The organism is Pseudomonas weihenstephanensis (genome assembly GCF_001043055.1).
GTDB classification, from domain to species: Bacteria; Pseudomonadota; Gammaproteobacteria; order Pseudomonadales; family Pseudomonadaceae; genus Aquipseudomonas; species Aquipseudomonas weihenstephanensis.
The window spans coordinates 65,820-88,863 of sequence record NZ_JYLF01000011.1 but is presented as its reverse complement, the minus strand read 5'-3'; the positions used below and the strand labels follow the sequence as shown (position 1 = coordinate 88,863).

Genomic DNA, 23,044 nt, shown 5'->3' with positions numbered 1-23,044 from the left:
GGTCACTCCACAAACAAGGTGGCAGGTTGTTCGAGCAAGCCACGCATGGCCTGAATAAATTGCGCCGCGTCCATGCCGTCGACTACGCGATGGTCGAAGGAGCTGGAGAGGTTCATCATTTTGCGTATCACGATCTGGCCTTTAACCACCACCGGGCGCTCGACGATACGGTTAACGCCAATGATTGCGACTTCAGGCAAGTTGACTACCGGGGTGCTGACAATACCGCCCAATGCACCGAGGCTGGTCAGGGTGATGGTCGAACCCGACAGCTCTTCGCGGCTCGCTTTGCCGGTGCGCACGGCGCTGGCCAGACGCGTGATTTCATCCGCGGCGCCCCACAGCGTCAGGCTTTCGGCGTGGCGCACCACGGGCACCATCAAACCGTTGTCGCTCTGCGCCGCGACGCCCAGGTGCACCGCGCCAAAGCGGGTGATGACCTGCGCTTCGTCGTCGTAGCGCACGTTGATCTGCGGGAAATCGCGCAGCGCCACGACAATGGCGCGGGCCAGAAACGGCAGCAGGGTCAGTTTGCCGCGCGTGTCACCCCATTTCTGATTGAGCTGGGCGCGCAGTTCTTCAAGGGCCGTGACGTCGACTTCCTCGACGTAACTGAAATGCGCGGCGCGGCGCTTGGCGTCTTGCATGCGCTGGGCAATTTTACGCCGCAGGCCGATAACCGGGATCTGCTGTTCATCATTGCGCTTGGCGTAACCGCTGGCCGGTGTCTGGCCGGGGCTGGCGTCCTGCGCCAAATACGCCTCAAGGTCATCGTGCAAGACCCGACCTGCGGGGCCGCTGCCGATCACAAAACGCAGCTCAATGCCTGCATCCCATGCGCGTTTACGCACCGCAGGCGAGGCGAGCGGGCGTTCGTTGGCTTCGCGTGCCACCGGCGCCGGGCGAGCAGCCGGGGCGCAGGCTGGCGCGGCTTTGGCGGCCGCAGCGGCCACACTGGCCACTTCCACGCGGGCTTGTGGCGCCGCTTTTGGTGCGCCAGCCGGGGCCGGTTCAGCCGCCGGGTGCGCGGGTTCACGCAGGTTGCCCGCGCCTTCGACCTCGATGCGGATCAACTCGCTGCCCACGGCCATCACTTCGCCGGGCTGACCGCCCAGTGCCAGTACCTTGCCTGCCACAGGGGAGGGGATGTCTACCGTGGCCTTGTCGGTCATGACATCGGCAACCACTTGGTCTTCGCTGACCATGTCCCCGACTTTGACAAACCATTCCACCAATTCAACTTGCGCAATGCCTTCGCCAATGTCCGGCATCTTGATAACGTGCGTACCCATTCAGACCTCCATAACCCGTTGCAAAGCCGCACCCACTCGCGCCGGGCCAGGGAAATAGGCCCACTCTTGTGCGTGCGGGTAGGGTGTGTCCCAACCCGTCACACGTTCGATTGGCGCTTCTAGGTAGTGGAAGCAGTGCTCTTGAACCAGTGCGATCAGCTCGGCGCCAAAGCCGCAGGTGCGGGTGGCCTCGTGCACGACGACGCAACGGCGGGTCTTTTTCACGGAGCTGACGATGGCGTCCAGGTCCAGCGGCCACAGGCTGCGCAGGTCGATGACTTCAGCGTCAATGCCGGTTTCTTCGGCGGCCACTTGCGCCACATACACCGTGGTGCCGTAGGTCAGGATGGTGACTTCAGTGCCGGGGCGCACAATCGCGGCGCAGTCCAGTGGCACCGTGTAGTAGCCGTCGGGCACCAGGCTGGCGGCGTGTTTGGACCACGGCGTGACCGGGCGTTCGTGGTGGCCATCGAACGGGCCGTTGTAGAGGCGTTTGGGTTCGAGAAAGATCACCGGGTCATCGTTTTCGATAGAGGCGATCAACAGGCCCTTGGCGTCATAAGGGTTGGACGGCATTACGGTGCGCAGGCCGCACACCTGGGTGAACATCGCTTCCGGGCTTTGGCTGTGGGTCTGACCGCCGTAGATGCCGCCGCCGCAGGGCATGCGCAGGGTCATCGGGGCAATGAACTCACCGGCCGAGCGGTAACGCAGGCGGGCGGCTTCAGACACGATCTGGTCAGAGGCGGGGTAGAAGTAGTCGGCAAACTGGATCTCGGCCACCGGGCGCAAACCATAGGCCCCCATGCCGACCGCTGCGCCGACAATGCCGCTTTCGGAGATCGGCGCATCGAACACCCGTGAGCTGCCGTATTTGGCTTGCAGGCCTTCGGTGCAACGAAATACGCCGCCGAAGTAGCCCACGTCCTGGCCAAACACCACCACGTTGTCGTCGCGCTCAAGCATCACATCCATCGCCGAGCGCAGGGCCTGGATCATCGTCATGGTGCTGGTGCTCACGGCGTTCTCCATCTGAATTTTATTGTTGTCGTTCATCTGGTTATAACCCCAATTGCTGACGTTGGCGGCGCAGGTGCTCGGGCATGTCTTTGTACACGTCCTCAAAGATGGTCGCCGCGCTGGGCATTTGCCCGCCCGCCAACGTGCCGAAACGCTCGGCTTCTTTTTGTGCACCGATGATTTCGGCTTCCAGTTCTGCGCTGACGGCCAGGTGCTCCTCCTCAGACCAGTTGCCTGTGGCAATCAGGTGCTGTTTGAGGCGAACTATCGGATCACCCAGCGGGAAGTGGCTCCAGTCATCAGCGGGCCGGTATTTGGAAGGATCGTCAGAGGTGGAGTGCGGGCCAGCGCGATAGGTGACCCATTCGATCAGCGTCGGGCCCAGATTGCGGCGTGCGCGCTCTGCGGCCCACACCGATGCCGCATAGACGGCGATGAAGTCGTTGCCGTCCACGCGCAATGACGCAATGCCACAGCCCACGCCACGCCCGGCAAAGGTCGTGGACTCGCCACCGGCAATGGCCTGAAAGGTCGAGATCGCCCACTGGTTGTTCACCACGTTGAGGATGACCGGGGCACGGTAAACGTGGGCGAACGTGAGGGCGGTGTGAAAGTCGGACTCGGCGGTGGCGCCGTCACCGATCCAGGCCGAAGCAATTTTGGTATCGCCCTTGATGGCCGACGCCATGCCCCAGCCCACGGCCTGCATGAATTGGGTGGCCAGGTTGCCGGAAATACTGAAAAACCCGTAATCGCGGACCGAATACATGATGGGCAACTGGCGGCCCTTGAGCGGGTCGCGTTCGTTGGACAGCAGTTGGCAGATCAGGTCCACCAGCGGCACGTCGCGGGCCATCAAGATGCTTTGCTGGCGGTAGGTGGGGAAGCACATGTCGTCGATGTTCAAGGCCAGGGCCTGCGCGCTACCGATGGCTTCTTCGCCAAGGCTTTGCATATAAAACGACATTTTTTTCTGCCGCTGGGCGACCACCATGCGCGTGTCGAAAATTCGCGTTTTGAGCATGGCGCGCATCCCGGCCCGCAGCACCTCGCTGCTCACGCCTTCGGCCCACGGCCCAAGGGCTTGGCCCTGATCGTCAAGCACACGGATCAAGCCTTTGGCCAGGTCAGCGGTGTCAGCCGGTTCTACGTCGATAGGGGGCTTGCGCACCAGACCGGCGTCGGTCAGGCGAAGGTAGCTGAAGTCGGTTTTGCAGCCTGGACGGCCAGAGGGTTCGGGAACGTGCAGGCGCAGTGGTGCATAGTCTTGATTCATGGCTTTCTCTACGCTCGATCTTGTCGTGATTATTAGGGCGCGGGAGCTAGGTAATGCATGCAAGAACTTTGCGGGAAACCCGCAGATCTTGTCCTACAACAATCATATTCCGGACAGTGAAGATTATTTATCTGTAGTTCGTTGTGCTTTGCAGCGATTAAGGATAAGAATTCTGCATAAACATAAAAAACAGGTGGTTTTGTCTCATGCGTAAGCTAGATCGAACGGATATCGGGATTCTCAATCGCCTTCAGGAGAACGCGCGCATCACCAATGCGGACCTTGCGCGCTCGGTCAACTTGTCGCCCACCCCGTGCTTTAACCGGGTCAAGGCGATGGAAGAACGTGGCTTGATTCGCGAACAAGTCACCTTGCTTGACGCCGACATGCTGGGCTTGCACGTCAATGTGTTTATCCATGTGAGCCTGGAAAAACAGGTCGAGGAAGCGCTCCAGCATTTCGAAGCGGCGATCTCGGACCGTCCCGAAGTGATGGAGTGCTATTTGATGGCGGGCGACCCCGACTATCTGATCCGGGTATTGGTGCCGAGCATTCAGGCGCTTGAGCGCTTCATGATGGACTTTCTGACTAAAGTGCCGGGCGTGGCCAACATCCGCTCCAGCTTCGCCCTTAAGCAAGTGCGCTATAAAACGGCATTGCCCTTACCGGCGGGCGGGTTGGTGCTGGAGGAGTAGGGCGGCTCAGAATCGCAGTCGCCAGCGCCCGTTAAAACGCAGGTCGACGATGGCCAGCGGCTCAATGTCGATCAGGTTGAAGGACGCGGTGCTGGCGGCCAAGGCATGCAGGAGGGCGGCGCGTATCACGAACGGGTGAGTGACCACGGCAAAATGGCCGTCTTCGCCAAACGTGTCGAGCCAGTTGCCCACGCGCAGGCACAAATCCTGTACCGATTCGCCATTGTGCGGCGCAGCATTGGGGTTGCTGAGCCAGTCAGCCAGCACGTGCGGGATGCTCTCTTGCAGGTCTGCAAGGCTCTGGCCTTTCCAATCGCCGAAATCGTACTCCTCCAGCGCGGGCACGATTTCAATCTCGCCGCCCAACGCGTGTGCTGTTTGCAACGCACGGGTTTCAGGCGCGCACAGGATACGCACGGGCTTCTTCAAAACAGCGGCCATTTGCGTGGCTTTTTCCAGGCTTTTGGCTTCTGCCGGTTCATCCAGCGCAAAGCGTCCCAGGCGCTGGGCCTGGGTGCGGGCGTGGCATACAAAGCTGAGACGAATGGGCATGGGTAAAAACCTCCGGATCATGATCAGGCGATCAGTGTGGGCAGCGCAGCGCCTCCATCGAGCTTAGGCGCGTATTATGACCGCGTATTTCCAATCAAAGGACATTGTCATGCCGGTCACTCTGCTGAAAAACCTTTTCAATGCCACGGCCCTGCTGGCGCTGATGGCCAGTGCGGGGACTGCGTTTGCCCATGCTCATCTCGAACAGTCGACGCCCGCCGCGGACAGCACCGTTGCCAGCCCTGCGCAGCTGCTCCTGCAATTCACCGAAGGGGTCGAGCAGGCGTTTACCAAGGTTGTGATCAGTCGCGATGCAGCACCCGTTCCCGTGAGCAGCGTAAAGACCGAACCCACGGACAAAAAAGTATTGATCGTCACGCCTGCCGCGCCGTTAGCCCCCGGTGACTATCAAGTGAAGTGGCATGCCGTGTCGGTTGATACCCACAAAAGCGAGGGGCAGTACCGTTTCACCGTGAGTCAGTGAGTTGATGCCTGACCCGATGGTGGTGTGCCGTTTTGTGCATTTTGCCGCGGTACTGCTGATGTTTGGCGCCAGTGCCTTTCGGTGTCTGCTGCCAGGCCGTGAGGTGAGCAGGGCGGTTGATCAGGCGTTACTCACGGTCTGCCGCGTACTGGCCTGTGCGGCGCTGGCCAGCGCAGTCTGTTGGTTATTGCTGACCACGCAAGCAATGGCAGGCAGTTGGTCAGACACCTTGCAACCTTCGACCTTGTGGTTGGTACTGGGTAGCACCTTTTTCGGTCAGGTGTGGGCCGCGCATTTACTGTTCAGTGGCCTGTTAGTCACGGCTATGTACGCTCGCGTTCAGCTGCGGATTCGTTCCCTGCTCAGTTTTTTGTTGCTCATCACCCTGGCACCGGTTGGGCATGGCGCCATGCTCGACGGTTGGCAGGGGCAATTGCTCATGCTCAATCAAGCGATACACCTGACGGGCGTGGGCGCTTGGTTGGGCGGTTTGCTGGTGTTATGGCTGGTCCTCAAACACCCCGGCGAGGTGAATGTGCAGCGGCTGCTGTGGCGCTTTAGCCAAATGGGTGGTGTGCTGGTGGCTGCGATCGTGTTCACAGGCCTGGTCAATACCCGTGTGCTCACGGGGCAGTTTTGGCCGACGCCGTTGTTTAACGGTTTCGCCTTGATCTTGTTGATCAAGGTGCTGGTGGTGGTGGCGATGCTGGGGCTGGCGCTGTTCAACCTGTTGATGAGCCGTGCGGGTCATACCAGGGTCTTGCGCCGCAGCGTGCTGGTGGAAGGGTTGCTTGGGCTGGCGGGTGTGGCTGCCGTGTCGTTGCTGGGGACGTTGCCGCCGCTGGTGATCTGAAGCATTAGATCGCAGCCTGCGGCAGCTCCTGCACGGTGACTCAACTGCTGCGCCTGCATCAGATCAACAGGAACAACGCCAGCAAACCGGCGAAAATGGCCCATTTTTCCAGGTAGTAACGCGTGCGATTGCGTTTTTTCAGTTCTTTGCCGCGTAAACGAATTTTGTACAGCTTGGTAAAGGCGCGATTAAGCCCGCCGACTTTGTCGTTCGCGTCATTCGGTGAGCTGGCGGATGCCATCACCGTGCGGCTGAACCACTGGTTAAATGCTGCCGCCCAGCGGTACTGCATCGGGCGTTCAATGTCGCAGAACAAAATGATGCGGTTTTTGTCGGTTTTGTTCTCGGCGTAATGGATGAACGTTTCGTCGAACATCACCCCTTCGCCATCACGCCAGTAATAGTTCTGGCCGTCCACATTGATGTAGCAGCCAGGATCGTTGGGCGTATCCAGACCCAAGTGGTAGCGCAAGGAACCTGCATACGGGTCGCGGTGGCGCACCAGCTTTGAACCCGGAGGCAGCTCGGCAAACATCGCAGCCTTGATGGTGCCGATGCCGTTGAGCAGTTCGATGGTGCGGGGGCATAACTCGACGGCAGAGGGGTGATTGTCGCCATACCATTTGAGGTAGAAACGCTTCCAGCCAGTTTTGAAGAACGAGTTGAAGCCGACGTCGTTGGGGGTTTCGGAGCGCTTTATCTCGCCCGCGTGCATCAGTTGGCGCGCTTCCTCGCGAATCTCTTGCCAATGTGCTTGCAACACGTTCAGTTCGGGAAAGTCCGCCGGTTTGAAGTACGGCTGGCTGGGCACTTTGGAGAACAGGTACAGGAAGCAGTTGATGGGCGCCAGAAAGGTGGAGTGGTCGCTTAATTGACGGCCCAGCTTATGCCGAACCTTGCCCCGCAGGTGGACATACGCGATGGACAAAACGTAAACAGCAATAATGATGAGTTTCAAAAGTATCGTCACAAGTCGAGAGAAAACGCCGTCCCGCGTGCACGCAATTGGCCCGAAATCTTGAAGATTTACCGGGCACAGGTGTCGCAGGAGGTAAGCCAATGGGTAAGGTTAAAACAGCCCTTTGGGCATTTTCCAGCTTTTATGAAGATTTTTATACATTTTTGCTTACAGTCTTTGGTCGGGTTGCTTGTAGGATTTTTACTGAGTGCTCTTGTGCTAAATCTATTTTTAAAGATTGAAATCCGCATATCGGGCCATGAAAGCGTCGATTTCATGGTCGTGTGGCGCAGTCGCCGGGCCTCTGCGTGTGACCGCAATGGCGGCGCCAGCGTTGGCTCGACGTGCAGCAACAACCGGTGATTGACCGGCCATCAATGCGGCGATCAATACCCCGGTGTGAGCGTCGCCAGCACCATTGCTGTCGACGGCCTGCACGCTGAACCCGGCAAGGGCGTGTTGGCCGTGCGGGTCGCTGATCCAGCAGCCCTGCGCACCATCGCGGATCACCTTCAAGCAGTCGCGCGCCAAGCGCTCTTGCAGCGCGAGTAACGCCTGGGCAAGGGTTTGAGTGCCCGTCAGGATCTGCGCCTCAAGGCGGTTGCTGGTCCACAGGTTGAGGCGCGGTAGCAACGCGTGCATCAGCTCGGCGGGGATGTCCCCAAGCAAAGGTCCAGGGTCAAAGCTGACGTGCACGCTGTGCGCCAATCCCAGTAACCAGTGCAGTAACGGCTTGGCCTTGGCGCTGTGCAGCAGGCTGTAACCGCTGACATACACCGCGTCGTGTGGCTCAACCCGAACCCGCGCCAGATCATCGGACGTCAACACACCTTCCGCGCCAATATAGGAAATGAACGTGCGCTCCGCGCTGGCCTCAGTCAGTGCCACGCACAGCCCGGTGTCTTGGTCCGGATCTGGCGCCAGGGTGGGGGTAATGCCTTCTGCGAGCATCGCCTGACGCGCCAGGTCGCCGAACGGGCCTTGGCCATATCGACCCAGATACCAAGTGGACAGGCCGTTGCGTTGCGCCGCCGCCATCACATTAAAGCCGCCGCCTGCCTCAAAACGGGCACTTTTTGCCAAGGCATCGCCCCCGCTGACCGGCAGGGTGTCGAGTGCCATTATCAGGTCGATGATGATTTGGCCGGTGTGCAGCAATCTAGACATTGGCAAATCGCTCTACAGCCCGTCGCCGGTCTTTGGCGCCACCCATCACGGCATACAAGCCGCCCGCCACCACCAAGGTGACGACCCAGCCCAATCCGTGATGGCCCAGCCAGGAGTTCGCCAATGGGCCGACGAACCAGTCCGTGTCGTTGCTGCCCACGCGGCTAAAACAGAACCCCAGCACCAGCGCAACGGCCCAGGCACTCAGGGCGCGCCATTCGATACCGCCGCTGTACCAGTAGGCGCTGCTCGCACTGACGTCCAGTAAGTCGTTGGCGCTGTAGTAATGACGATGGATCAAGTCCACGACAAAGATGGCTACCCACGCAGTAATTGGAATTGCCGTCAGGGAAATAAAGGTAATGAACGGCCCGTAAAAGCTGTCGGCGTAGAGCATGAAGTAAATCGAGCCACAAAAAATAGCGACGATATCAACCACGACTGCCTGCACCCGTTTGATCTTTACCCCGAGGGTCAACGTGGTCAGGCCAGCGGAATAGACCGACAGGTGATTGGACAGCAACAAGCCGCCAAACGCGCTGAGCAGATAAGGCACGGCCATCCATGCCGGGAGCATGTTGCGGATCGCGGCAACGGGGTCTGTGGCGGAGGCTAACGTCTGATTGCCCACTGACAGTAAGCCGCCGAGCGTGATCAACAGCACCAGCGGTATACCCGCGCCCCACGCAGCGGACGCCACCAGTTGCGTTGCGCTGACGGTGTGCTTTTGGTAGCGCGACATGTCTGCGCCCGCGTTGGCCCAGCCGATCCCGGTCCCTGCCGCCATGATGCCAATTCCGATAACCACTGCGCTCATGGGGGCAGGGCTGGCGCTAAACACGGCCTGCCAATCGATGGTGGCGCACAGGAATCCACCCACCAGCAGGTTGAGCGCGCCGAACACATAAGTGGCCCACTTCTGGATTAGCAGCAAGGTGGCATGGCCCAAGCCCGACACTGCCAGCGTGAGCAGGGCAAAAATACCGATGAAGGTCAGCGTCAGCAGGGGGGCGCTTTTAGCTTCGGTCGGGGTGCCAAACACGATGCTGCTCAGTGCCAGTAATACAAAGGCTGCCGTCGTGGTGTTGACGGTTTCCCAGCCGACCCGTGAAATCAGCGAGACCAGCGTGGGACCGATGTTGCCCCGCACCCCGAAAATAGCCCTCGACAGAGTCAGGCTGGGCGCACGCCCACGGCGGCCAGCAATAGAGATCACCCCGACCACGGCGAACGAACCGGCAGCGCCAATCAAGGCAACGATGATGACTTGCCAGATAGCCAGTTGGTGAAAGGCGACCAGTGTGGCGCCCAGTGGCAGGCCGAGGATGCTGATGTTGGCGGCAAACCACACCCAGAACAGTTGCAGCGGGTTGCCATTGCATTCGTTTTCGGGGACTGGCTCGATGCCGCGGGTTTCCAGTTGTCCGGCACTGTGCCCGACGCGAAGGTGACTCATGGGATGCAGCTCCTGAGGCTGTTTTTATGGTTGTAAGCAGCGTGTCGCGCAGGCTTCAGTGTTCAAGCCTGTGTGCATTCCATTGCGCGGGAGATTAAGCGTTGCGCAGGTTCAGTAGCGCCTTGACCAAAGGTTCAAGTTGCAACTGATTGACCTCTTTTACGTGGGCTATCAGCGGTACAGGCCAGCGATCCAGCCCTTCGCACGCGCCGAGCATGGCCCCGAGTACGGCGCCAATGGTATCGGTATCACCACCAATGCTGGCGGCCATGCACAGCGCGTCGAAACTGTTCATGGCGCCACTGGCCACACGTTGCGCCAGCGCAAAAGCGGCGACTACTGACTCTTGCGAGGCGACAGAGGTGCCAATCACGTCATACAGCAAGTCGCCCAGGTTATCGTTATTGCACCGTGTGCTGGCTTCGCGCGCCCAACGTATACGCGGCCCGATGCGAGCACCTGCCACCCAATGCCCATGATGCTCGGCTCTAAAGGCCATTTCAGTGCCAGCATTGAGCGCGTGTTCCAGTGTTTTGCCATTGATGCCGCTTGATACCACGGCTGCCACGGCGGCTGCGCTGGCGATGCCCAGGCTGGTGTTATGGGTCACTTGGCAGGCTTGAACGACTGTGTTGATGAAGTGGTCGGGGCGGGCGATATCGCAGGCGATCCCCACCGGGGTGATGCGCATGGCCGCGCCGTTGGTGGTGCCGAAGCGTCCCGCCTCTGCCACACTGTGGCCGGCCAGGATCAGGCTGAGTGCGTGCTTGGTTGAAGGGCCCAGCAAGTCTTGTGAGCCTTTGGCTTGCATGCGGGCTTCCCAGTCGATCAACCGACGCGCCAGTTGTGCGGGATCTATGCGGGTATCCCCTTCGACCAGCAACTGTGCGACCAGAATGGCTTGCTCGGTGTCGTCGGTGATGGATCCCTTGGGCATGTTGGGCGCAATGGGTTGATCGGCGGGGGCGTCTTGCAGATCGGTGATGGCGCCGAAACGCTCGAGGATCTGGGCTCGGCTAAACGATTGGGTGGGCATACCCAAGGCGTCGCCCAATGCCAGCCCGTAAAAGGCCCCCAGGGCGCGATCCAGTTGACTCATGTTGGCGCTCCAAACGATTGGTGCATCCGAAAGTGCAGGGGATCAAGCCAGCTTTCGACCTGTTCCATAAAACGCCCCTGCCGGTCGTAGGTGGTGCGCAAGGCTTTGAGGAAAACCGTGCCGGGCGCACGACCCAACAGCAGCGCTTCTTCCTCGCTCAAAGGTTCGGCCCCGATCCATTGATCACCCCGCTCGCCCACGAAGCCATAGGCGGCGAGGGTAATGGTCAGCGAATCATCGATCAGTCCCACACGCGGCAAACTTTCAAGACCGTGGGTGGCAGGCATCAGTGAGCGCTCCAGCGAAACGGCGGTGCCATCAGCCCGTCGTCGCCGACGGTCGAGCGCAATGAAATGGCTCACGCCAAATTGATGGAGCAACTCAGGCCGTTCGATGGTTTCAAATCGCAGCAACTCAGTGTGGATGCGCGCGCCGGTGTCGGCCAGTGCCTGAGTCCAGCCGTTGTTTTGGTCCAGCGTCATGCCGTCATAGGTGACAACAGAGCCGCCGCCGGTTTGCATCGCGATGTAACGCCGGTGCTCCAGTTCAGTCAAGGCCTGACGCAACGTGCTACGACTGACGCCCAACTCTTGAGCGAGCTGGTCTTCTTCAGGGAGGGGTAAACCATCGGCTAACAGCCCGCTTTCTATCCGGTGAACGAGTTCATCAACCACGCGTTGTTTCTTGTTGGAACGAGCTTGTCTAATCATGTGCAGAGTAATAGCTCAGTAATGGCACTTGGGCAATAAATGGACCTCTTTGATGAGGGTAAAACGCCAAGGCACCCCAACCGGTCTACTCATGTGTGGACACCTTGAATCCTGCATTGGGTGCAGGACCCAAGGCTAAGTAAAGCCGACTTTTAATTCAGCCGCAGGCCTTGAGATTAACGGGGCCGACAAATTCATTTCCGCGGCCCATGACACAGGCAACCGCCTGGTTACGTTGACGTTCCCACGCCTGCACCGGGTAGGTTTTATCCCAAGCCTGGTACAGCTGAAGGTCTTGTTTGGACAGGCGTAAATTGTAGCGCTTGCTCATATAAAAGTAGGTGCGTGCAATCATCCCGCGAATGGAGGGGCGTGGCATGACCTTTTTGGCTTTGAAGTCGACCTGGGTCAAACACGAACCGTACTGGGCGGGTTGTGCCGGGAGCCAGCCAAAGCTGAAATTGTTACGGTCGCCATTGACCTCGCCAATGCTTGGCACCAGGTTGTGCAAGTCGGCCTCAGCCACCTTGTACACCGGGTCGTTGCGGGTGCAGTTTTTGCGTCCACCTTTTTGCCAGCATTGACGTTGATGACCAATTTGCCACGCCGGAACAATATGTTCCCATTCAATGCGTGCCGCGCGATTGGCATTTTTTCGCGGCACGTAACCACAGGCTTGCAAGTTGACGCGGTTGCCAGTGTATTTACAGCCACAGTAAAACTCGGTGGACTGTGGCGCGTAGAGCTTCCAGGCAACCTTTTTTGCTTCGCTAAAGGTTTGCGGCGCAGCCGCCTGTACGCTTAAAGCAGTGAAGAGGCTGGCGAGTGCCAGTAAACGAACCCTCATTAACTCAGTCTTCCTCGAGCACGGTCCAGAAAACGTTGACCCCACCACAATCCCGGTGGGCAATGGTGACGTTATCGTTTTCGGAGATTTCTTCTATCAGGCGTTCCCACCACTCCGGGTTGTCACCTTCCTGACGCAAAAGGACAGCCATTTTGGCTTTTTGTGCCTTGGGAGAGCTGATTTCTTTTTGAATGCGAAGTCCGAAAAGTTCGTAGGGGGTCGGAGGGGTTGGCGCTTTCGCTGCTTTTTTAGCCATGATGCGATCCTTGGTTAGCTGTATGCGCATACAGTATTTAACTGCGCGTCATTTCGCAACCGTTTGTGCATCGGCGATGTTTTTACGCGGTGTCCGGTTATCCATTGCTGACATGAGCGGCTCCGTTTGCGGCCCTGTATACAGGGCCGCAAACGAGTTTGCAGCGATGTGAAAATGCCTTAGCTCTTGGTTAACCCCTTAACAATCGCCTCGATATTGCGTTGCAATTCGGCGACCGGGTCAGCCCCGTCCGTGATGATCACCAGCAGTTCACTGCCACCTTGCGTCACCGCTGTTTTTAATGCGTCGGACGGTGCGCGATGGTCCAGCACCAATGCAACGTCATTGTCTTTCAGGGTTTGGGTCAGGGCCTTGAGGGTGTCGGGTGTCCACGTCTGGTCGCGAGTGTGCTCGAAGTCCACGCGCTCCAGATTCAAGCCGCCCAGCAGGTAGTCCAGTCGATCGGACAAGCTCACCACGCTCAGGTTATCGGCCTTGGCCAGTTGCGCTTCGCTGTCTGCGTTGAGTTTGAGCAGGCGTTGCTTGAGGGCGGCCAGGTTGGCTTCGATCTGCGGTTTGGCGGCGGGCGCCAGGCGCACCAAGTCGGCTGCGATAACGTCGGCCATACGCCCCATGTTGTTGCTCGCCAGCCACGGTTGACTGTTGAGACCGTCGTGCGGGGTGCCCGGTTGCAAGGCGATGCCCGGCAAGCTGCCGTCGACCGGGCGTGCCGCATCGACTTCGACGATGCGGATGTTGCTGCGCCGTGCCATTGGGTAGAGCGGATCATCGCTCCACACGGAGCGCAGCCCGATCACCGCGTCGGCGTGTTCAGCCAGTTTGTGCAGGGCAGGGGCGCCGCGACCGCTGAAGTAGGCGCTCTGTCGACTGCCGGGCAAGTTGGCGGCAGCGGCGCGTTCCAGGCTCACGCCGCTGTCGTTGAGCAACCATTGGCCCAAGCCATAGGTGATGGGCAGGCTGGCCAGAATGCGCACCGGTGGTGAGGGCGCATCGGCGGCCTGAAGCGGTGAACTGAACAGGCCGGTGAGGGCCAGCGCGAGGGTGAGGGTGCGCAAAGTGTGCATTTATCCAATATTCCCTTTCAGGCTGGGGACCACCCCGCGCGCAATGGCAGCGAGGGCGAAGGCGATACCGGCCACCAGAATGATCGCAGCGCCGGAGGGGATGGGCAGGTCGAACACAATCGGTAGCAGGATCCCGCAGAGCGTGCTGACAGTGGCAATCAGGACCGAGATCCAGAAGAAGCCTCTGAGCGACTGGCTGAGCAAGCGCGCAGCCGCTGCGGGTATGACCAGCAAAGCGCCGACCAGAATCGCACCGATGACTTTCACGGCGGCCACGGTGATGAGCGTCACCAGAATCACGAACAAGTAGTCCAGCGACTTCACGGCGACCCCGCGCACGGCGGCCAGTTGCGGGTTGAAGCTGGCGAGCATGATGCGGTTGTACAGCGGCAGGCTCAGCCCCAGCACCAACGCGCCGACAATGGCCAATACCAGCAGATCGTTGCCGTTGACGGTCAGAACGGAGCCAAATAGTACGTTTTCGAGAATGTGCACGTTGATCTTGCCCGCCAGAATAAGCAGCAGGCTGGCGCCCAGTGCCAACGAGACGGACAGGAATACCCCGATCAAGGTGTCCGGGGCTAACCCGGTGCGATTACGCAAGTAATTCAGGGAAATGCCGAACAGCAAGCAATAGCCGAACAGGCTGCCATACGGGCCGGTGTAGGGTTCGCCGAGCAAGATACCAATGGCCACGCCGGTCAGCGCCGCGTGCCCGACCGCTTCGGAAAAGAACGCGAAGCGTTTTACGACCACCAGCGTGCCCAGGCCGCCGAGCACGGGGCCGATCAGCAGCCCGGCGAGCAGGGCGTTGACGACAAAACCATAGGCCAGAACTTCGGGCAGGTAACCCGCTGTGGCCCAGCCCTGCACCATCAGGCGAAATGCTTCGTAACTCATGAGTGAGCACTCCCCTGAACGGTGGGGTGGGTTGAGAACAGGCTCAGCAAGCGATCGGGGCTGAGGGTGTGCTCGGGAGGCCCGTCAAACAGCACGCGGCGATTGAGGCCGGTTACGCGCTCTGCCAAGCGTTTGACCGCTGCCAAGTCATGCTCGATCCACACCACGGTGACACCGCTCTGCCGCCAGTCGGCGAGCAGGCGCTCAAAGACTTGAGCACCGGCTTCGTCCAGCGCAGACATCGGTTCATCCAGTACCAGCAACTGCGGGGAGGGAATCAGCCCTTGCGCGAGCAATACGCGCTGGCGCTCGCCACCGGACAGAGCGCCCATGCGCCGTTTGCGTTTGTCTTGCATGCCCACCCGCTCCAGCGCGTCACCAATCGCTGGCGCCACCTTGCGTGACAGCCCCATGAATGCAGGCAGGCGCTGACACATGGCGGCCATGAAATCGTCGACGGTCATGGGCAAGCCGCGGTCGAATTCCAGTGCTTGTGGCACGTAGCCGATCAGGCCAGGTTCGGCAGGCCAGCTCAGGCACAGACGGCCTTGATGGGGCATTTGCCCCAGCAGGGTCTTGATCAGTGAGCTTTTGCCGCCGCCGTTGGGTCCGACCAGTGCGTGCACACTGCCGGGGCGAATGTTGAAGCTGACATGGTCCAGAATCAGGGTGCGCCCCAGAGTCAGCGAGACCTGATCAAACGCCACGCCCGGGCCTACAGTGACGGTGCCCAAAGGCTCAGCTGCGCTCATGCGCCTGCCTCCTGTATCGCCTTGACCACGGTATTGAGGTTGCCGGTCATTTCTTTTTCGTATTTATCGGCGCTGTAATCGCCATACGAAATGTGCGACAGCGGGTACAGCTTGACCCCGGACTCACGCTGAATGGTCTCGACATAGGTGGACGGGAAGTCCATCTCCGAGAAAATCACTTTCACATCCAGCGCGCGCAATTGGTCGATGGTTTTTTTCAGTTGGCTGGGGCTTGGTTCGATGCCGTGTGCAGGCTCGACCACGGCGGTGACCTCCAGGCCGAATTCGCGCAGCAGATAGTCGTAAGCCGCGTGTACGGTGGCCACGCGCAGGTCGGCATTGGGTGCTTCGGTCAGTTTCGCCAGCGCTGCGGCGCGCATCTGGCGCAGGCGTTTGCCATAGGCGCGCGCATTGGCGGTGTAGGTTTTGGCGTTGGCCGGGTCAAGCTTGCCCAGCTCGCGGGCAATGTTGTTGACCTGAGCAATCGAGGCGCTGATCGACAGAAAGGTGTGCGGGTTGACCACCTTGCCAGCACCGCGAGCCGCATTGCCGGTGGCTGCCAGCAACGGGACGTTTTGGTTGGCCTCGATCACCGGGATGTCGGGGCGTTCACTGGCTTCGATCATGCGGTCGGCGAAGTCGTCATGGCCAACGCCGTTGAGCACGATCACGTCCAGCGTGCCGATGCGTTTGATGTCCTCGGCACGCGGTTCGTAGGCATGGGGGTTAAAGCCTGCCGGAATCAACGGCACGACCTCGGCCTTGTCGCCAACGATATTGCTCACGTAGCTGTAATACGGGTGCAGGGTGATGCCAATGCGCAACGGTTTGGCCAGCGGTGCAGGGGTGTCGGCAAAGGCTTGCGGCGCAAGGCAAAAGGCAAACAGGCCGGCCAGCAACAAGGTGCGGCGACGCAGAACAGATGAAATGGACATGGCGAGCAGTCTTCTCTCAGGTCAAGCGGTGGGTTCAGTGCCGATGCTGGCGAGTCACCCCGGCATCGAATTGCGCGATCACTTGCTGCCAGCCATTCTGGTTCAGGGCTGCATCGCTAAAATCGGTCGGAGCGCTGACAGCGCTGTTGCGGTTAAGCCACACGTCAGGCTGCGCGCCAATGCGCAGTAAAAACGAGCCGGCAACGCTTGGGTTCGGGCTGATGCCCAGATACGCCTGCTCGCCGAGCAACTGCCATTGATGGCCGCCGCGACTCACTGAGCTGGCATCGGTGGCAAACGGTGCAAAACCTTCAGCGGCCAGTTCGGCGGGTTCGGGAAGGGCGTTTGAGTCTTCGCCTAACAGCTGGATTTCGTCGAGGGTGACGCGCAGGTCGGCATAGATCCCTTGTTCGGCGGCGTTCAGATCGCGTCGTGCATCCAGTTGATGGGACGCCACCGAGGTGACGGCTTGCGTTTCGTGACGCCAGGCCACCACCGAACCTGCGACCGTCAGGATCAACAGGCATAACAGCAGCACATAAAGGGTTTCATGCCCGGCTCCGGCCGGGCGCACGACGTAAGTGTTCATGGGGCCTCGATGTCGGCTTGGTCAATTTCGACGATGTGGCCGGGACCTGCGTCGAACAGCACATAAAACTCAGCATCGGGCTTTTTGAAGGTGAGGGTCGAATCGGTCCCCAGCTTGCCGGGTACCAGAATGGTCTCGTCGTAGCCGATGACGTCCAGGGTGACGCCCGGCGCACCGCTGCCATCCGAGAACCCACCCGTGCAGCGTATTTGCGCCCCTTCGATTTCTTTGCATTCGCACATGGGGTTGTGGGCCAACGCCTGATGGCTGACCCCCAGCAATACCACCAAACCTGCGGTCATTAGCCGTCGTTTTTGGCGGTTGGACAAACGTGTGCTCATGATTTGCCTCCTCGTTGTTTGAGCCAGGCCACCGTGGCCGGTGAGGCTTGCTTCAGGGGAATGGATGCCTGATGCACTGAACCGTCCCAGCCTTCCAGGGTGATCCACAGGTCGGCCTCCTCTTGGGTGCGCAGGGGGATCGGCACGGTGGCTCCCAGGCGATAAGGCGTGCCGAAGAAAATCACCCCGGCGGTGCGCAAGCTGCGCGGCTTGCCAACACGCAGGTAAACGGCCTTGACCGGTTCGATGCAGGCGTCGCACAAGGCCGCGTTAAAGCTTTTCATGTAGCCTGCGGGGCCATCGGGGCGCGGGGCTTCATCGCGCAGTTCGGCCAGTTGCAGACTCCAGGGGCCGACCTCTACGGTGCCGATTTCGCGCTCGCCCAAGCCGCTGTCGCCGCGAAACAGCGACGCATCGGCAAAGTATTTGGGCATGAAGCCCAACGGCACCAGCAACAGCAGGAGGTTGATGTGAAAGCGCCATTTATGCCAAAACCGGCTCAGGCTGCTGGAAGTCGGCTGTGCAGCCGCTGCCTTGCTCATGCGTTGGCCTCCGAGGTGGCGTCAGTGCGGGCGGTGGCCGCTTGGGCGGGTACTGAGCGTGCGGGCTTATGGCTGCGCTTGAGCGCATTGGCGGTGGCCAGCGCGGTGCGTTTGGTCCAGATCAATAGCCCGCTCAACACCATCATGCTCAGGATCAGGCCGAAGAAGAACCAGATCAGCTTGACCCACAGGCCGCCGAAGTCACCGGTGTGCAAAGGGCGCATGGACTCTGTGACCAGCTCCAGGCCGGAGCGGTCGGCGATCATCCGTGAGCCTTCGATCAGGCCGTTATACGGGTTGATGTCGGCGGTCTGGAACAGCAGGGGATACCAGCCCGGCCCACCGACTTCGATGTGGCCGAAGGCATTGCTGGGCAAACTGATGAAGCTGGCTTCAAGCCCTGGGATTTTCTCTGCAGCAATGGCCACGGCCTTGTCCAGGCTGATCTGCGGGGCCGGTTTGCCGTCTGGCATGATCGGGACATCCTGACGCGCCACCACCGGCGGGTTGCCTTCCGTGGAAATGGAAATCTGGTTATCGAACATGAACGCCTGGATCAGAAACCACAGGCCGCTGATGGAGATCACCGCGATAAACCAGATGGACCAGATGCCGCACAGGCGATGAAAGTCGCCCCAGAAAATCCGTGCGCCGTGCTTGAAGCGCAGGTTGGGCTTGAAGAAGCCTTTCCAGAATTTTTTGTACACCACCAGCCCCGTGACCAACGAGGCCAGCAGCGGCAAGCCGAGGAAGGACACCAAATACCAGCCCCAGCTGTAGCCGTTGGTGAACGGCACCAGCCACCAACCGTGCAGGGCGCGGGTAAAGGCCTTGAAGTCGAAAGTGGGGCTCTCGCCCTGAATCGCCCCGGTGTACGGGTTGATATAGAGCGACGGTGAACGCCCGTCCGGGTACACCACATCGGCCACCAGCGCGAAATGCGATTCGTCCGGTCGGCTGATCGACTGCACGGCAAGCTTGGGTTCTGCCTGATGAATGGCGTTGAGCACTTGCTCATAGGTGAGCAACGGTGCGTCGTCCGAGGGTTGGCTGGCGCGGGCTTCAGGGGTGGCGAGCCACACAATCTCCTGGCTGACCACTGCCAGGGTGCCGGTGACGCACACAATCAGCACAAAGAACCAGATCGGCAGGGTGAGCCAACTGTGAACCAGAAACCAGAGCTTGGAGCGGGACTTTTTGGACATGGGAAACGGCAAACTCGCGGTTGAGCGGGTGTTAATCGCCATTGAGAAGCGATTGCTTATCCATGTAGGACGGATGAGAAAGGCAAAACCCTAACCTTGAGATGTAAAGAATTGTTTCTACGGGCGTCTGGGGCGCAGAAACATCAGCGCCCGGCGGCCTTTGCTGGCCGGAAAATGAAGGGCTATCACTGGTAACGAATGAGGGAATGGAAAATTAGCCGTGGACGGGCACTTGATGTTCAGCACAGACATGCTGGAAGTGTTTGACGAAGGCCGTCACCAAAGATGGGCCGCGTTCGCGATACGCCAGCGCGACAGTGCTCTCACAGCCGTCATCAGCCAACTCAATGCCGTGCAAAGACCACGCCCGCACTGTGGAGGCAGGCAGCAATGCGATCCCGAATCCGGCCTGAATCAGCATCGACTGCGTACTTTTGAGTGAATAAACCTGCGCTGATTTTGGCGAAAACCCGGCGCGCGCGCACAGATCGTAAGAAAGGGAACTCAGGCCGCCACGTTTGGCGTGGGTGATCGTTACAAAGTGTTCGTCCTGCAACTCGACCAGTGTCATGCGCTGCCGGGAGGCCAGCGGGTGACTGGGGCTCACGGCCACCACCACGTTCTCGGTAAAGAGCGGGACAAGCGTGATGTCATTCAATTGATGCAGCACCGGGAGTCGGAGCAAGCCCACATCGGTACGGCCCTCCACCAGGTTCAATAGTTGTGTTTCTGAGGATTCTTCTGACACTTCAATGCAGACATCAGGGGATGTTTCCAGGTACAGCCCCATGACCTCTTTTAACCTGCCGATCAGTGGCACGGTGCTGGCGTGGCCCAAGCGGAGTGTGCCGCTTTGCCCCAGACCTATTGAGGTGGCCAGGCGGCTGGCACTTTCAACGTCAATCAAAATAGCTTTGGCTCTGGGTAAGAAGGCTAAACCGGCGTGGGTCAGCTCCGGTTGGCGCGCGGTGCGCTCAAATAACAGAATGCCCAAGTGTTTTTCTAATGCCTGGATTTGCCGGCTGAGTGCCGATTGAGCAATAAACAGCGTTTGTGCCGCTGCCATGAAACTGCCGTTTTCTGCGATGGCTACAAAATAGCGTAACTGTTTCATCGAAATCATAAGAGCTATGCCGAAATGAGATAGGTGGCTTGTTTTTTTGATATTAGTCGAGCTTTTCAGGGTTGGGTAGGCTATCTCAAATACCTGGGAAGTTCTGGCAATGCTCGATTTTATTCTTCATACCCCGTATGCGCAGGCACAGTTTTTAATCATCTTTGCGACAGTCAGTGTGGCGTATGTCATTTTTGGTATTGCGGGGTTTGGAACGGCGCTGGTGGCCGGACCTGTGCTGCTTCATTACATGCCGCTGTCGCAAGTCATTCCCTTGTTGGTGTTATTGGACTGTGTGGCGGCTTTTGGCCGATTGGCGCGCTCATATAAAAATGTGGTGCATGCAGAGTTGTTCAGGTTAGTGCCCTTTATGGCGCTCGGCAGTGTGGCGGGCATCGTAATACTGCTGAGCACTCAGGCGGATGCACTGCTGTTGATGATGGGCTGTTTTGTCACGTTGTATGCCGTCTATGCGTTATTCACGCCGCGACCAAAGACGGGATTACCGACTGCATGGGCAATGCCCTTGGGGGTCAGTGGCGGATTAGCGGGCGCGTTGTTTGGCAGTGGCGGATTTTTGTACGCCATTTATTTAAATGGTCGTCTACAGACCAAAGAAAAAGCCGGTGCCACACAAAGTACCTTGATCGGTATCAGTACCTTGGTACGGCTGACGATGTTAACCCTGGCGGGCACCTACACCGATCTTTCATTGTGGGTGATGGCGCTCTATTTATTACCGGCCTTGATCGTGGGGCTTTGGGCGGGCAACCACATTACGCTCAGAGTGTCGCGTGAAACCTTCATACGGGTAGTGAATGTGATCCTATTGGCCAGCGGTGCGATGCTGATCTATCGCGCTTATATGAACGGGTTTTAGTTCAGGTTCAAACAGGGCTGTTTTACCTCGCAAGGTGGCGTTAAATGGGCAGGCATTCAGGGGCATATTCCAAGACCTAAGATGAATCATCCCGCGAGGCACGTTGATAGCTTTATGCCGCGTGATCGGTTAAAAGCGTCCCTGAAAAAATGGACTAAGAGGTCGCAATGGACGCCGCACGCACAAAAATATTACCGGCAGTTGTCTTGGGTGTGTGTCTTACGCTGCTGTCAGGGTGTGGGACGATATTAAGTCAACGAACAGGCACGTTTGATGGTGTTAACGAAGATATAAAAATAGTTAGTGAGCCTTTATTTTGGGTAGTTAGCTTAGGTTTAGTGCCACTGATGGCAATAGTCTCCATGCCAGTGGATCTGGGAGTGGATATTGTTTTATACCCTTACGATGCCTATCAAAAAAGTAAGCCGGCGGTGGTGTACATGCCCCCTCCGGTGGGCTATTCGGCACCGCTTTACAGCATAAATTTAACCGGTGCCAGCGACTTCGATTACATGGCTTGGCCTCCTTATTCGGCGCCGACCGGCAATACGGATTTTATTGAAAACGCGCCCTTCAGATTAGAGAGAGCCCTTATTGCAAAAGCTGTAGCAGCACCCGACCCCAAGAGCGGTGTTGAACCCGTCGCGGGGACGATTAATCCGGCGCAATTGTTTGCGGCTGATCCGCGCAGTTCGGGCAAAGCCATGAGCTTTCACAAAGTAGGGCCGGTGTATCAAGCGCGTAATGGGGTCAACTATAGAAATACAATAAAAATAAAAGAAACCCTTCTGGCCAGTGCTGAGAACGTGGCAGACAAGTCGATCATCATTTACTTCATGCCGTGCAATGAACTGGTCTTTGTTCGATCAAATACGGCGGTGTATGACCCGGGCGCGTTGAATCAACCTGAGGTGCAGGCTGTCTTTAAATCGTTGAAACAGCAGGCCGCGCAGGGTAAGTGCCCTTTGCCTGCGCCGCATAACAAGGCTGTTTTGAACCCTCGCAAAGTGGTTTGAACAATCGCATGCACGCACGGGTGTGCCTTACTCCAGCGACCGCCCCAATTTCCAATAACCCATGAGCGTCAGTTGCTGGCGCTCCAGGCCTTGTTCGTTGATCAAGAACCTGCGAATGGCCATGACCGCAGCCGATTCCCCCGCGACCCACGCATAAAAATCGCCCCGTTTGGCACTGGCCCGTTCCCATGGGCGCTGTGTGTTCAGGTCCAGTTCTTCAATGGGCGATGTGCTGTCCAAATTGCCGCGCACCGGCGGCAAACGCGCCAGTTCGCGGGCGGCCAGGGTCATGCCTTCGCCATGTTGCTTGCCCAGGCTGGCACGGGGCAACCAGTGCACCTTGGCGTTCAAGCCGCACAGCAGCGCCAGGCAATCTGACTCTTCAGGCACTTCAATAAAGGCCTGTACGTGCGGTGCATCCGGGTGCTCGGTGAGTTGTTCGAGAATACCGGCGATGGCAGGCAAGGCGGTTTCGTCGCCAATCAGCAGCACCTGACGCACGCCTTCAGGCGGTTGCCATTCGTAGCCGCCGGGGTCGCTGCGGTACGTGGCATTGGGCGCGACGATTTGTAGCCCGTCGCCCGGCACACTGCGTGCGGCCCAACGCGAGGCAGGCCCTGTTTCGCCGTGCAGCACAAAGTCGATGTCCAGCTCGTTTGCTTCGGGGCGCAGGTTGCGCAGGGTGTAAGTGCGCATGGGCGGTGTTTGGTTGGCGCTCATGGCGCGGCGCGCAGCCTGCCAGTCGCCGGTTTTGGGCAGATCGGGGGCGCTGCCATCGGCAGCCGGAAAGAACAGTTTGACCCGCTGGTCTGGCGCGAGCGTGCGCATCAGGGCCACGTCTTTGCCGCTGAACACACAGCGCAGCAGTGAGGGGCTCAAGGCAACGCGTTGCTTGAGCTGGATATCGAACAGTTCATAACCGCTGGGTTTGCTCAGGCGTTTGCGCAGGGTTTGCACCAGCGTGGCGGCGACAGACATAAACAGCACCATGTTAAACAGGAGTCGTTCTCTATAACGTTG

At 59.0% G+C, this 23,044-nt stretch carries 26 protein-coding genes; 5 read left to right on the top strand and 21 right to left on the bottom strand.

All coding sequences use genetic code 11. From position 1 onward, the window contains the following. Positions 1 to 2 precede the first annotated feature (2 nt). Genes TU86_RS20355 through TU86_RS20345 form a run of 3 tightly spaced genes read right to left on the bottom strand, consistent with a single transcriptional unit; the run spans position 3 to position 3,588 of the window. Positions 3 to 1,292, bottom strand: a complete 1,290-nt coding sequence (locus TU86_RS20355) for a dihydrolipoamide acetyltransferase family protein (protein ID WP_048366120.1) — start codon at positions 1,290 to 1,292, stop codon at positions 3 to 5. Beyond that, complete coding sequence (locus TU86_RS20350; protein ID WP_048366119.1) at positions 1,293 to 2,348, bottom strand: alpha-ketoacid dehydrogenase subunit beta; 1,056 nt, start codon at positions 2,346 to 2,348, stop codon at positions 1,293 to 1,295. It abuts the gene before it with no gap. A 4-nt stretch (positions 2,349 to 2,352) separates the two neighbouring features. After that, the gene (locus tag TU86_RS20345) at positions 2,353 to 3,588 is read right to left on the bottom strand and encodes a 3-methyl-2-oxobutanoate dehydrogenase (2-methylpropanoyl-transferring) subunit alpha (RefSeq protein WP_048366118.1); all 1,236 of its coding nucleotides are present in this window, start codon (positions 3,586 to 3,588) and stop codon (positions 2,353 to 2,355) included. A 206-nt stretch (positions 3,589 to 3,794) separates the two neighbouring features. On the opposite strand from TU86_RS20345, the gene bkdR reads away from it, so the two are divergent. After that, positions 3,795 to 4,283, top strand: a complete 489-nt coding sequence (gene bkdR / locus TU86_RS20340) for a Bkd operon transcriptional regulator BkdR (protein WP_048366117.1) — start codon at positions 3,795 to 3,797, stop codon at positions 4,281 to 4,283. Positions 4,284 to 4,289: 6 nt separating this feature from the next. Here the strand turns inward: bkdR and TU86_RS20335 are convergent, their stop codons facing one another. Further along, positions 4,290 to 4,835 (bottom strand): histidine phosphatase family protein, encoded by a 546-nt coding sequence (locus TU86_RS20335; RefSeq protein WP_048366116.1) that lies wholly within the window; start codon positions 4,833 to 4,835, stop codon positions 4,290 to 4,292. A 109-nt stretch (positions 4,836 to 4,944) separates the two neighbouring features. Here TU86_RS20335 and copC point away from each other — a divergent pair, with 109 nt between their 5' ends. Continuing rightward, entirely contained in the window at positions 4,945 to 5,319 is a 375-nt protein-coding gene (gene copC / locus TU86_RS20330; protein WP_048366115.1) for a copper homeostasis periplasmic binding protein CopC, read from the top strand. 4 nt (positions 5,320 to 5,323) lie between these two features. Continuing rightward, positions 5,324 to 6,172 carry a copper homeostasis membrane protein CopD gene (gene copD / locus TU86_RS20325; RefSeq protein ID WP_048366114.1) on the top strand — a complete coding sequence of 283 codons (849 nt, stop codon included), beginning with the start codon at positions 5,324 to 5,326 and terminating at the stop codon, positions 6,170 to 6,172. A gap of 58 nt (positions 6,173 to 6,230) precedes the next feature. On the opposite strand, the gene lpxO is transcribed toward copD, so the two are convergent. From lpxO to TU86_RS20245, 16 genes are all read right to left on the bottom strand, one after another. Beyond that, positions 6,231 to 7,130 (bottom strand): lipid A hydroxylase LpxO, encoded by a 900-nt coding sequence (gene lpxO / locus TU86_RS20320; protein WP_048366113.1) that lies wholly within the window; start codon positions 7,128 to 7,130, stop codon positions 6,231 to 6,233. A gap of 231 nt (positions 7,131 to 7,361) precedes the next feature. Then, positions 7,362 to 8,297, bottom strand: coding sequence for a PfkB family carbohydrate kinase (locus tag TU86_RS20315; protein ID WP_048366112.1), 936 nt, complete (start codon positions 8,295 to 8,297; stop codon positions 7,362 to 7,364). Then, positions 8,290 to 9,753: a purine-cytosine permease family protein gene (locus TU86_RS20310; RefSeq protein ID WP_048366111.1), complete on the bottom strand. Its 1,464-nt coding sequence runs from the start codon at positions 9,751 to 9,753 to the stop codon at positions 8,290 to 8,292. Before TU86_RS20310 ends, TU86_RS20315 begins: the two co-directional genes overlap by 8 nt. Before the next feature lie 94 nt (positions 9,754 to 9,847). Continuing rightward, a complete protein-coding gene (locus tag TU86_RS20305; protein WP_048366110.1) occupies positions 9,848 to 10,852 on the bottom strand; it encodes an ADP-ribosylglycohydrolase family protein in 1,005 nt (334 codons plus the stop codon). Then, complete coding sequence (locus TU86_RS20300) at positions 10,849 to 11,562, bottom strand: GntR family transcriptional regulator (protein WP_048366109.1); 714 nt, start codon at positions 11,560 to 11,562, stop codon at positions 10,849 to 10,851. The genes TU86_RS20305 and TU86_RS20300 overlap by 4 nt, the downstream gene beginning before the upstream one ends. A 157-nt stretch (positions 11,563 to 11,719) precedes the next feature. After that, entirely contained in the window at positions 11,720 to 12,409 is a 690-nt protein-coding gene (locus tag TU86_RS20295; RefSeq protein ID WP_048366108.1) for an endonuclease, read from the bottom strand. A gap of 4 nt (positions 12,410 to 12,413) precedes the next feature. Further along, positions 12,414 to 12,665, bottom strand: coding sequence for a DUF1654 domain-containing protein (locus TU86_RS20290; protein ID WP_048366107.1), 252 nt, complete (start codon positions 12,663 to 12,665; stop codon positions 12,414 to 12,416). A gap of 179 nt (positions 12,666 to 12,844) precedes the next feature. Next, positions 12,845 to 13,750 carry a metal ABC transporter solute-binding protein, Zn/Mn family gene (locus tag TU86_RS20285; RefSeq protein WP_048366106.1) on the bottom strand — a complete coding sequence of 302 codons (906 nt, stop codon included), beginning with the start codon at positions 13,748 to 13,750 and terminating at the stop codon, positions 12,845 to 12,847. Then, positions 13,751 to 14,650 (bottom strand): metal ABC transporter permease, encoded by a 900-nt coding sequence (locus TU86_RS20280; protein ID WP_048366105.1) that lies wholly within the window; start codon positions 14,648 to 14,650, stop codon positions 13,751 to 13,753. Beyond that, entirely contained in the window at positions 14,647 to 15,402 is a 756-nt protein-coding gene (locus TU86_RS20275) for a metal ABC transporter ATP-binding protein (protein WP_048366104.1), read from the bottom strand. The genes TU86_RS20280 and TU86_RS20275 overlap by 4 nt, the downstream gene beginning before the upstream one ends. Next, entirely contained in the window at positions 15,399 to 16,337 is a 939-nt protein-coding gene (locus TU86_RS20270; RefSeq protein ID WP_048366103.1) for a metal ABC transporter substrate-binding protein, read from the bottom strand. The genes TU86_RS20275 and TU86_RS20270 overlap by 4 nt, the downstream gene beginning before the upstream one ends. Before the next feature lie 34 nt (positions 16,338 to 16,371). After that, complete coding sequence (locus TU86_RS20265) at positions 16,372 to 16,926, bottom strand: DUF6162 family protein (RefSeq protein WP_048366102.1); 555 nt, start codon at positions 16,924 to 16,926, stop codon at positions 16,372 to 16,374. Continuing rightward, positions 16,923 to 17,228, bottom strand: a complete 306-nt coding sequence (locus tag TU86_RS20260) for a hypothetical protein (protein ID WP_173427004.1) — start codon at positions 17,226 to 17,228, stop codon at positions 16,923 to 16,925. The genes TU86_RS20265 and TU86_RS20260 overlap by 4 nt, the downstream gene beginning before the upstream one ends. 35 nt (positions 17,229 to 17,263) lie before the next feature. Continuing rightward, the gene (locus TU86_RS20255; protein ID WP_048366100.1) at positions 17,264 to 17,809 is read right to left on the bottom strand and encodes a hypothetical protein; all 546 of its coding nucleotides are present in this window, start codon (positions 17,807 to 17,809) and stop codon (positions 17,264 to 17,266) included. Next, positions 17,806 to 19,014 carry a PepSY-associated TM helix domain-containing protein gene (locus TU86_RS20250; RefSeq protein WP_048366187.1) on the bottom strand — a complete coding sequence of 403 codons (1,209 nt, stop codon included), beginning with the start codon at positions 19,012 to 19,014 and terminating at the stop codon, positions 17,806 to 17,808. The genes TU86_RS20255 and TU86_RS20250 overlap by 4 nt, the downstream gene beginning before the upstream one ends. Before the next feature lie 214 nt (positions 19,015 to 19,228). Continuing rightward, positions 19,229 to 20,137: a LysR family transcriptional regulator gene (locus TU86_RS20245; RefSeq protein WP_048366099.1), complete on the bottom strand. Its 909-nt coding sequence runs from the start codon at positions 20,135 to 20,137 to the stop codon at positions 19,229 to 19,231. A 94-nt stretch (positions 20,138 to 20,231) separates the two neighbouring features. On the opposite strand from TU86_RS20245, the gene TU86_RS20240 reads away from it, so the two are divergent. Together TU86_RS20240 and TU86_RS20235 are read left to right on the top strand one after the other, a co-directional pair. Then, complete coding sequence (locus tag TU86_RS20240; protein ID WP_048366098.1) at positions 20,232 to 21,008, top strand: sulfite exporter TauE/SafE family protein; 777 nt, start codon at positions 20,232 to 20,234, stop codon at positions 21,006 to 21,008. A gap of 167 nt (positions 21,009 to 21,175) precedes the next feature. After that, positions 21,176 to 22,024, top strand: a complete 849-nt coding sequence (locus tag TU86_RS20235) for a YceK/YidQ family lipoprotein (protein WP_082152932.1) — start codon at positions 21,176 to 21,178, stop codon at positions 22,022 to 22,024. 27 nt (positions 22,025 to 22,051) lie between these two features. Here the strand turns inward: TU86_RS20235 and TU86_RS20230 are convergent, their stop codons facing one another. Then, positions 22,052 to 23,002 carry a siderophore-interacting protein gene (locus TU86_RS20230; protein ID WP_082152938.1) on the bottom strand — a complete coding sequence of 317 codons (951 nt, stop codon included), beginning with the start codon at positions 23,000 to 23,002 and terminating at the stop codon, positions 22,052 to 22,054. Positions 23,003 to 23,044 lie beyond the last annotated feature (42 nt).

Excerpts from the sequence above, each read along its gene's own strand:
- TU86_RS20355 (WP_048366120.1), bottom strand. The coding sequence starts at position 1,292 with ATGGGTACGCACGTTATCAAGATGCCGGACATTGGCGAAGGCATTGCG.
- TU86_RS20350 (WP_048366119.1), bottom strand. The coding sequence starts at position 2,348 with ATGAACGACAACAATAAAATTCAGATGGAGAACGCCGTGAGCACCAGC.
- TU86_RS20345 (WP_048366118.1), bottom strand. The coding sequence starts at position 3,588 with ATGAATCAAGACTATGCACCACTGCGCCTGCACGTTCCCGAACCCTCT.
- bkdR (WP_048366117.1), top strand. The coding sequence starts at position 3,795 with ATGCGTAAGCTAGATCGAACGGATATCGGGATTCTCAATCGCCTTCAG.
- TU86_RS20335 (WP_048366116.1), bottom strand. The coding sequence starts at position 4,835 with ATGCCCATTCGTCTCAGCTTTGTATGCCACGCCCGCACCCAGGCCCAG.
- copC (WP_048366115.1), top strand. The coding sequence starts at position 4,945 with ATGCCGGTCACTCTGCTGAAAAACCTTTTCAATGCCACGGCCCTGCTG.
- copD (WP_048366114.1), top strand. The coding sequence starts at position 5,324 with ATGCCTGACCCGATGGTGGTGTGCCGTTTTGTGCATTTTGCCGCGGTA.
- TU86_RS20315 (WP_048366112.1), bottom strand. The coding sequence starts at position 8,297 with ATGTCTAGATTGCTGCACACCGGCCAAATCATCATCGACCTGATAATG.
- TU86_RS20310 (WP_048366111.1), bottom strand. The coding sequence starts at position 9,753 with ATGAGTCACCTTCGCGTCGGGCACAGTGCCGGACAACTGGAAACCCGC.
- TU86_RS20305 (WP_048366110.1), bottom strand. The coding sequence starts at position 10,852 with ATGAGTCAACTGGATCGCGCCCTGGGGGCCTTTTACGGGCTGGCATTG.
- TU86_RS20300 (WP_048366109.1), bottom strand. The coding sequence starts at position 11,562 with ATGATTAGACAAGCTCGTTCCAACAAGAAACAACGCGTGGTTGATGAA.
- TU86_RS20295 (WP_048366108.1), bottom strand. The coding sequence starts at position 12,409 with ATGAGGGTTCGTTTACTGGCACTCGCCAGCCTCTTCACTGCTTTAAGC.
- TU86_RS20290 (WP_048366107.1), bottom strand. The coding sequence starts at position 12,665 with ATGGCTAAAAAAGCAGCGAAAGCGCCAACCCCTCCGACCCCCTACGAA.
- TU86_RS20285 (WP_048366106.1), bottom strand. The coding sequence starts at position 13,750 with ATGCACACTTTGCGCACCCTCACCCTCGCGCTGGCCCTCACCGGCCTG.
- TU86_RS20280 (WP_048366105.1), bottom strand. The coding sequence starts at position 14,650 with ATGAGTTACGAAGCATTTCGCCTGATGGTGCAGGGCTGGGCCACAGCG.
- TU86_RS20275 (WP_048366104.1), bottom strand. The coding sequence starts at position 15,402 with ATGAGCGCAGCTGAGCCTTTGGGCACCGTCACTGTAGGCCCGGGCGTG.
- TU86_RS20270 (WP_048366103.1), bottom strand. The coding sequence starts at position 16,337 with ATGTCCATTTCATCTGTTCTGCGTCGCCGCACCTTGTTGCTGGCCGGC.
- TU86_RS20265 (WP_048366102.1), bottom strand. The coding sequence starts at position 16,926 with ATGAACACTTACGTCGTGCGCCCGGCCGGAGCCGGGCATGAAACCCTT.
- TU86_RS20260 (WP_173427004.1), bottom strand. The coding sequence starts at position 17,228 with ATGACCGCAGGTTTGGTGGTATTGCTGGGGGTCAGCCATCAGGCGTTG.
- TU86_RS20255 (WP_048366100.1), bottom strand. The coding sequence starts at position 17,809 with ATGAGCAAGGCAGCGGCTGCACAGCCGACTTCCAGCAGCCTGAGCCGG.
- TU86_RS20250 (WP_048366187.1), bottom strand. The coding sequence starts at position 19,014 with ATGTCCAAAAAGTCCCGCTCCAAGCTCTGGTTTCTGGTTCACAGTTGG.
- TU86_RS20245 (WP_048366099.1), bottom strand. The coding sequence starts at position 20,137 with ATGATTTCGATGAAACAGTTACGCTATTTTGTAGCCATCGCAGAAAAC.
- TU86_RS20235 (WP_082152932.1), top strand. The coding sequence starts at position 21,176 with ATGGACGCCGCACGCACAAAAATATTACCGGCAGTTGTCTTGGGTGTG.
- TU86_RS20230 (WP_082152938.1), bottom strand. The coding sequence starts at position 23,002 with ATGTCTGTCGCCGCCACGCTGGTGCAAACCCTGCGCAAACGCCTGAGC.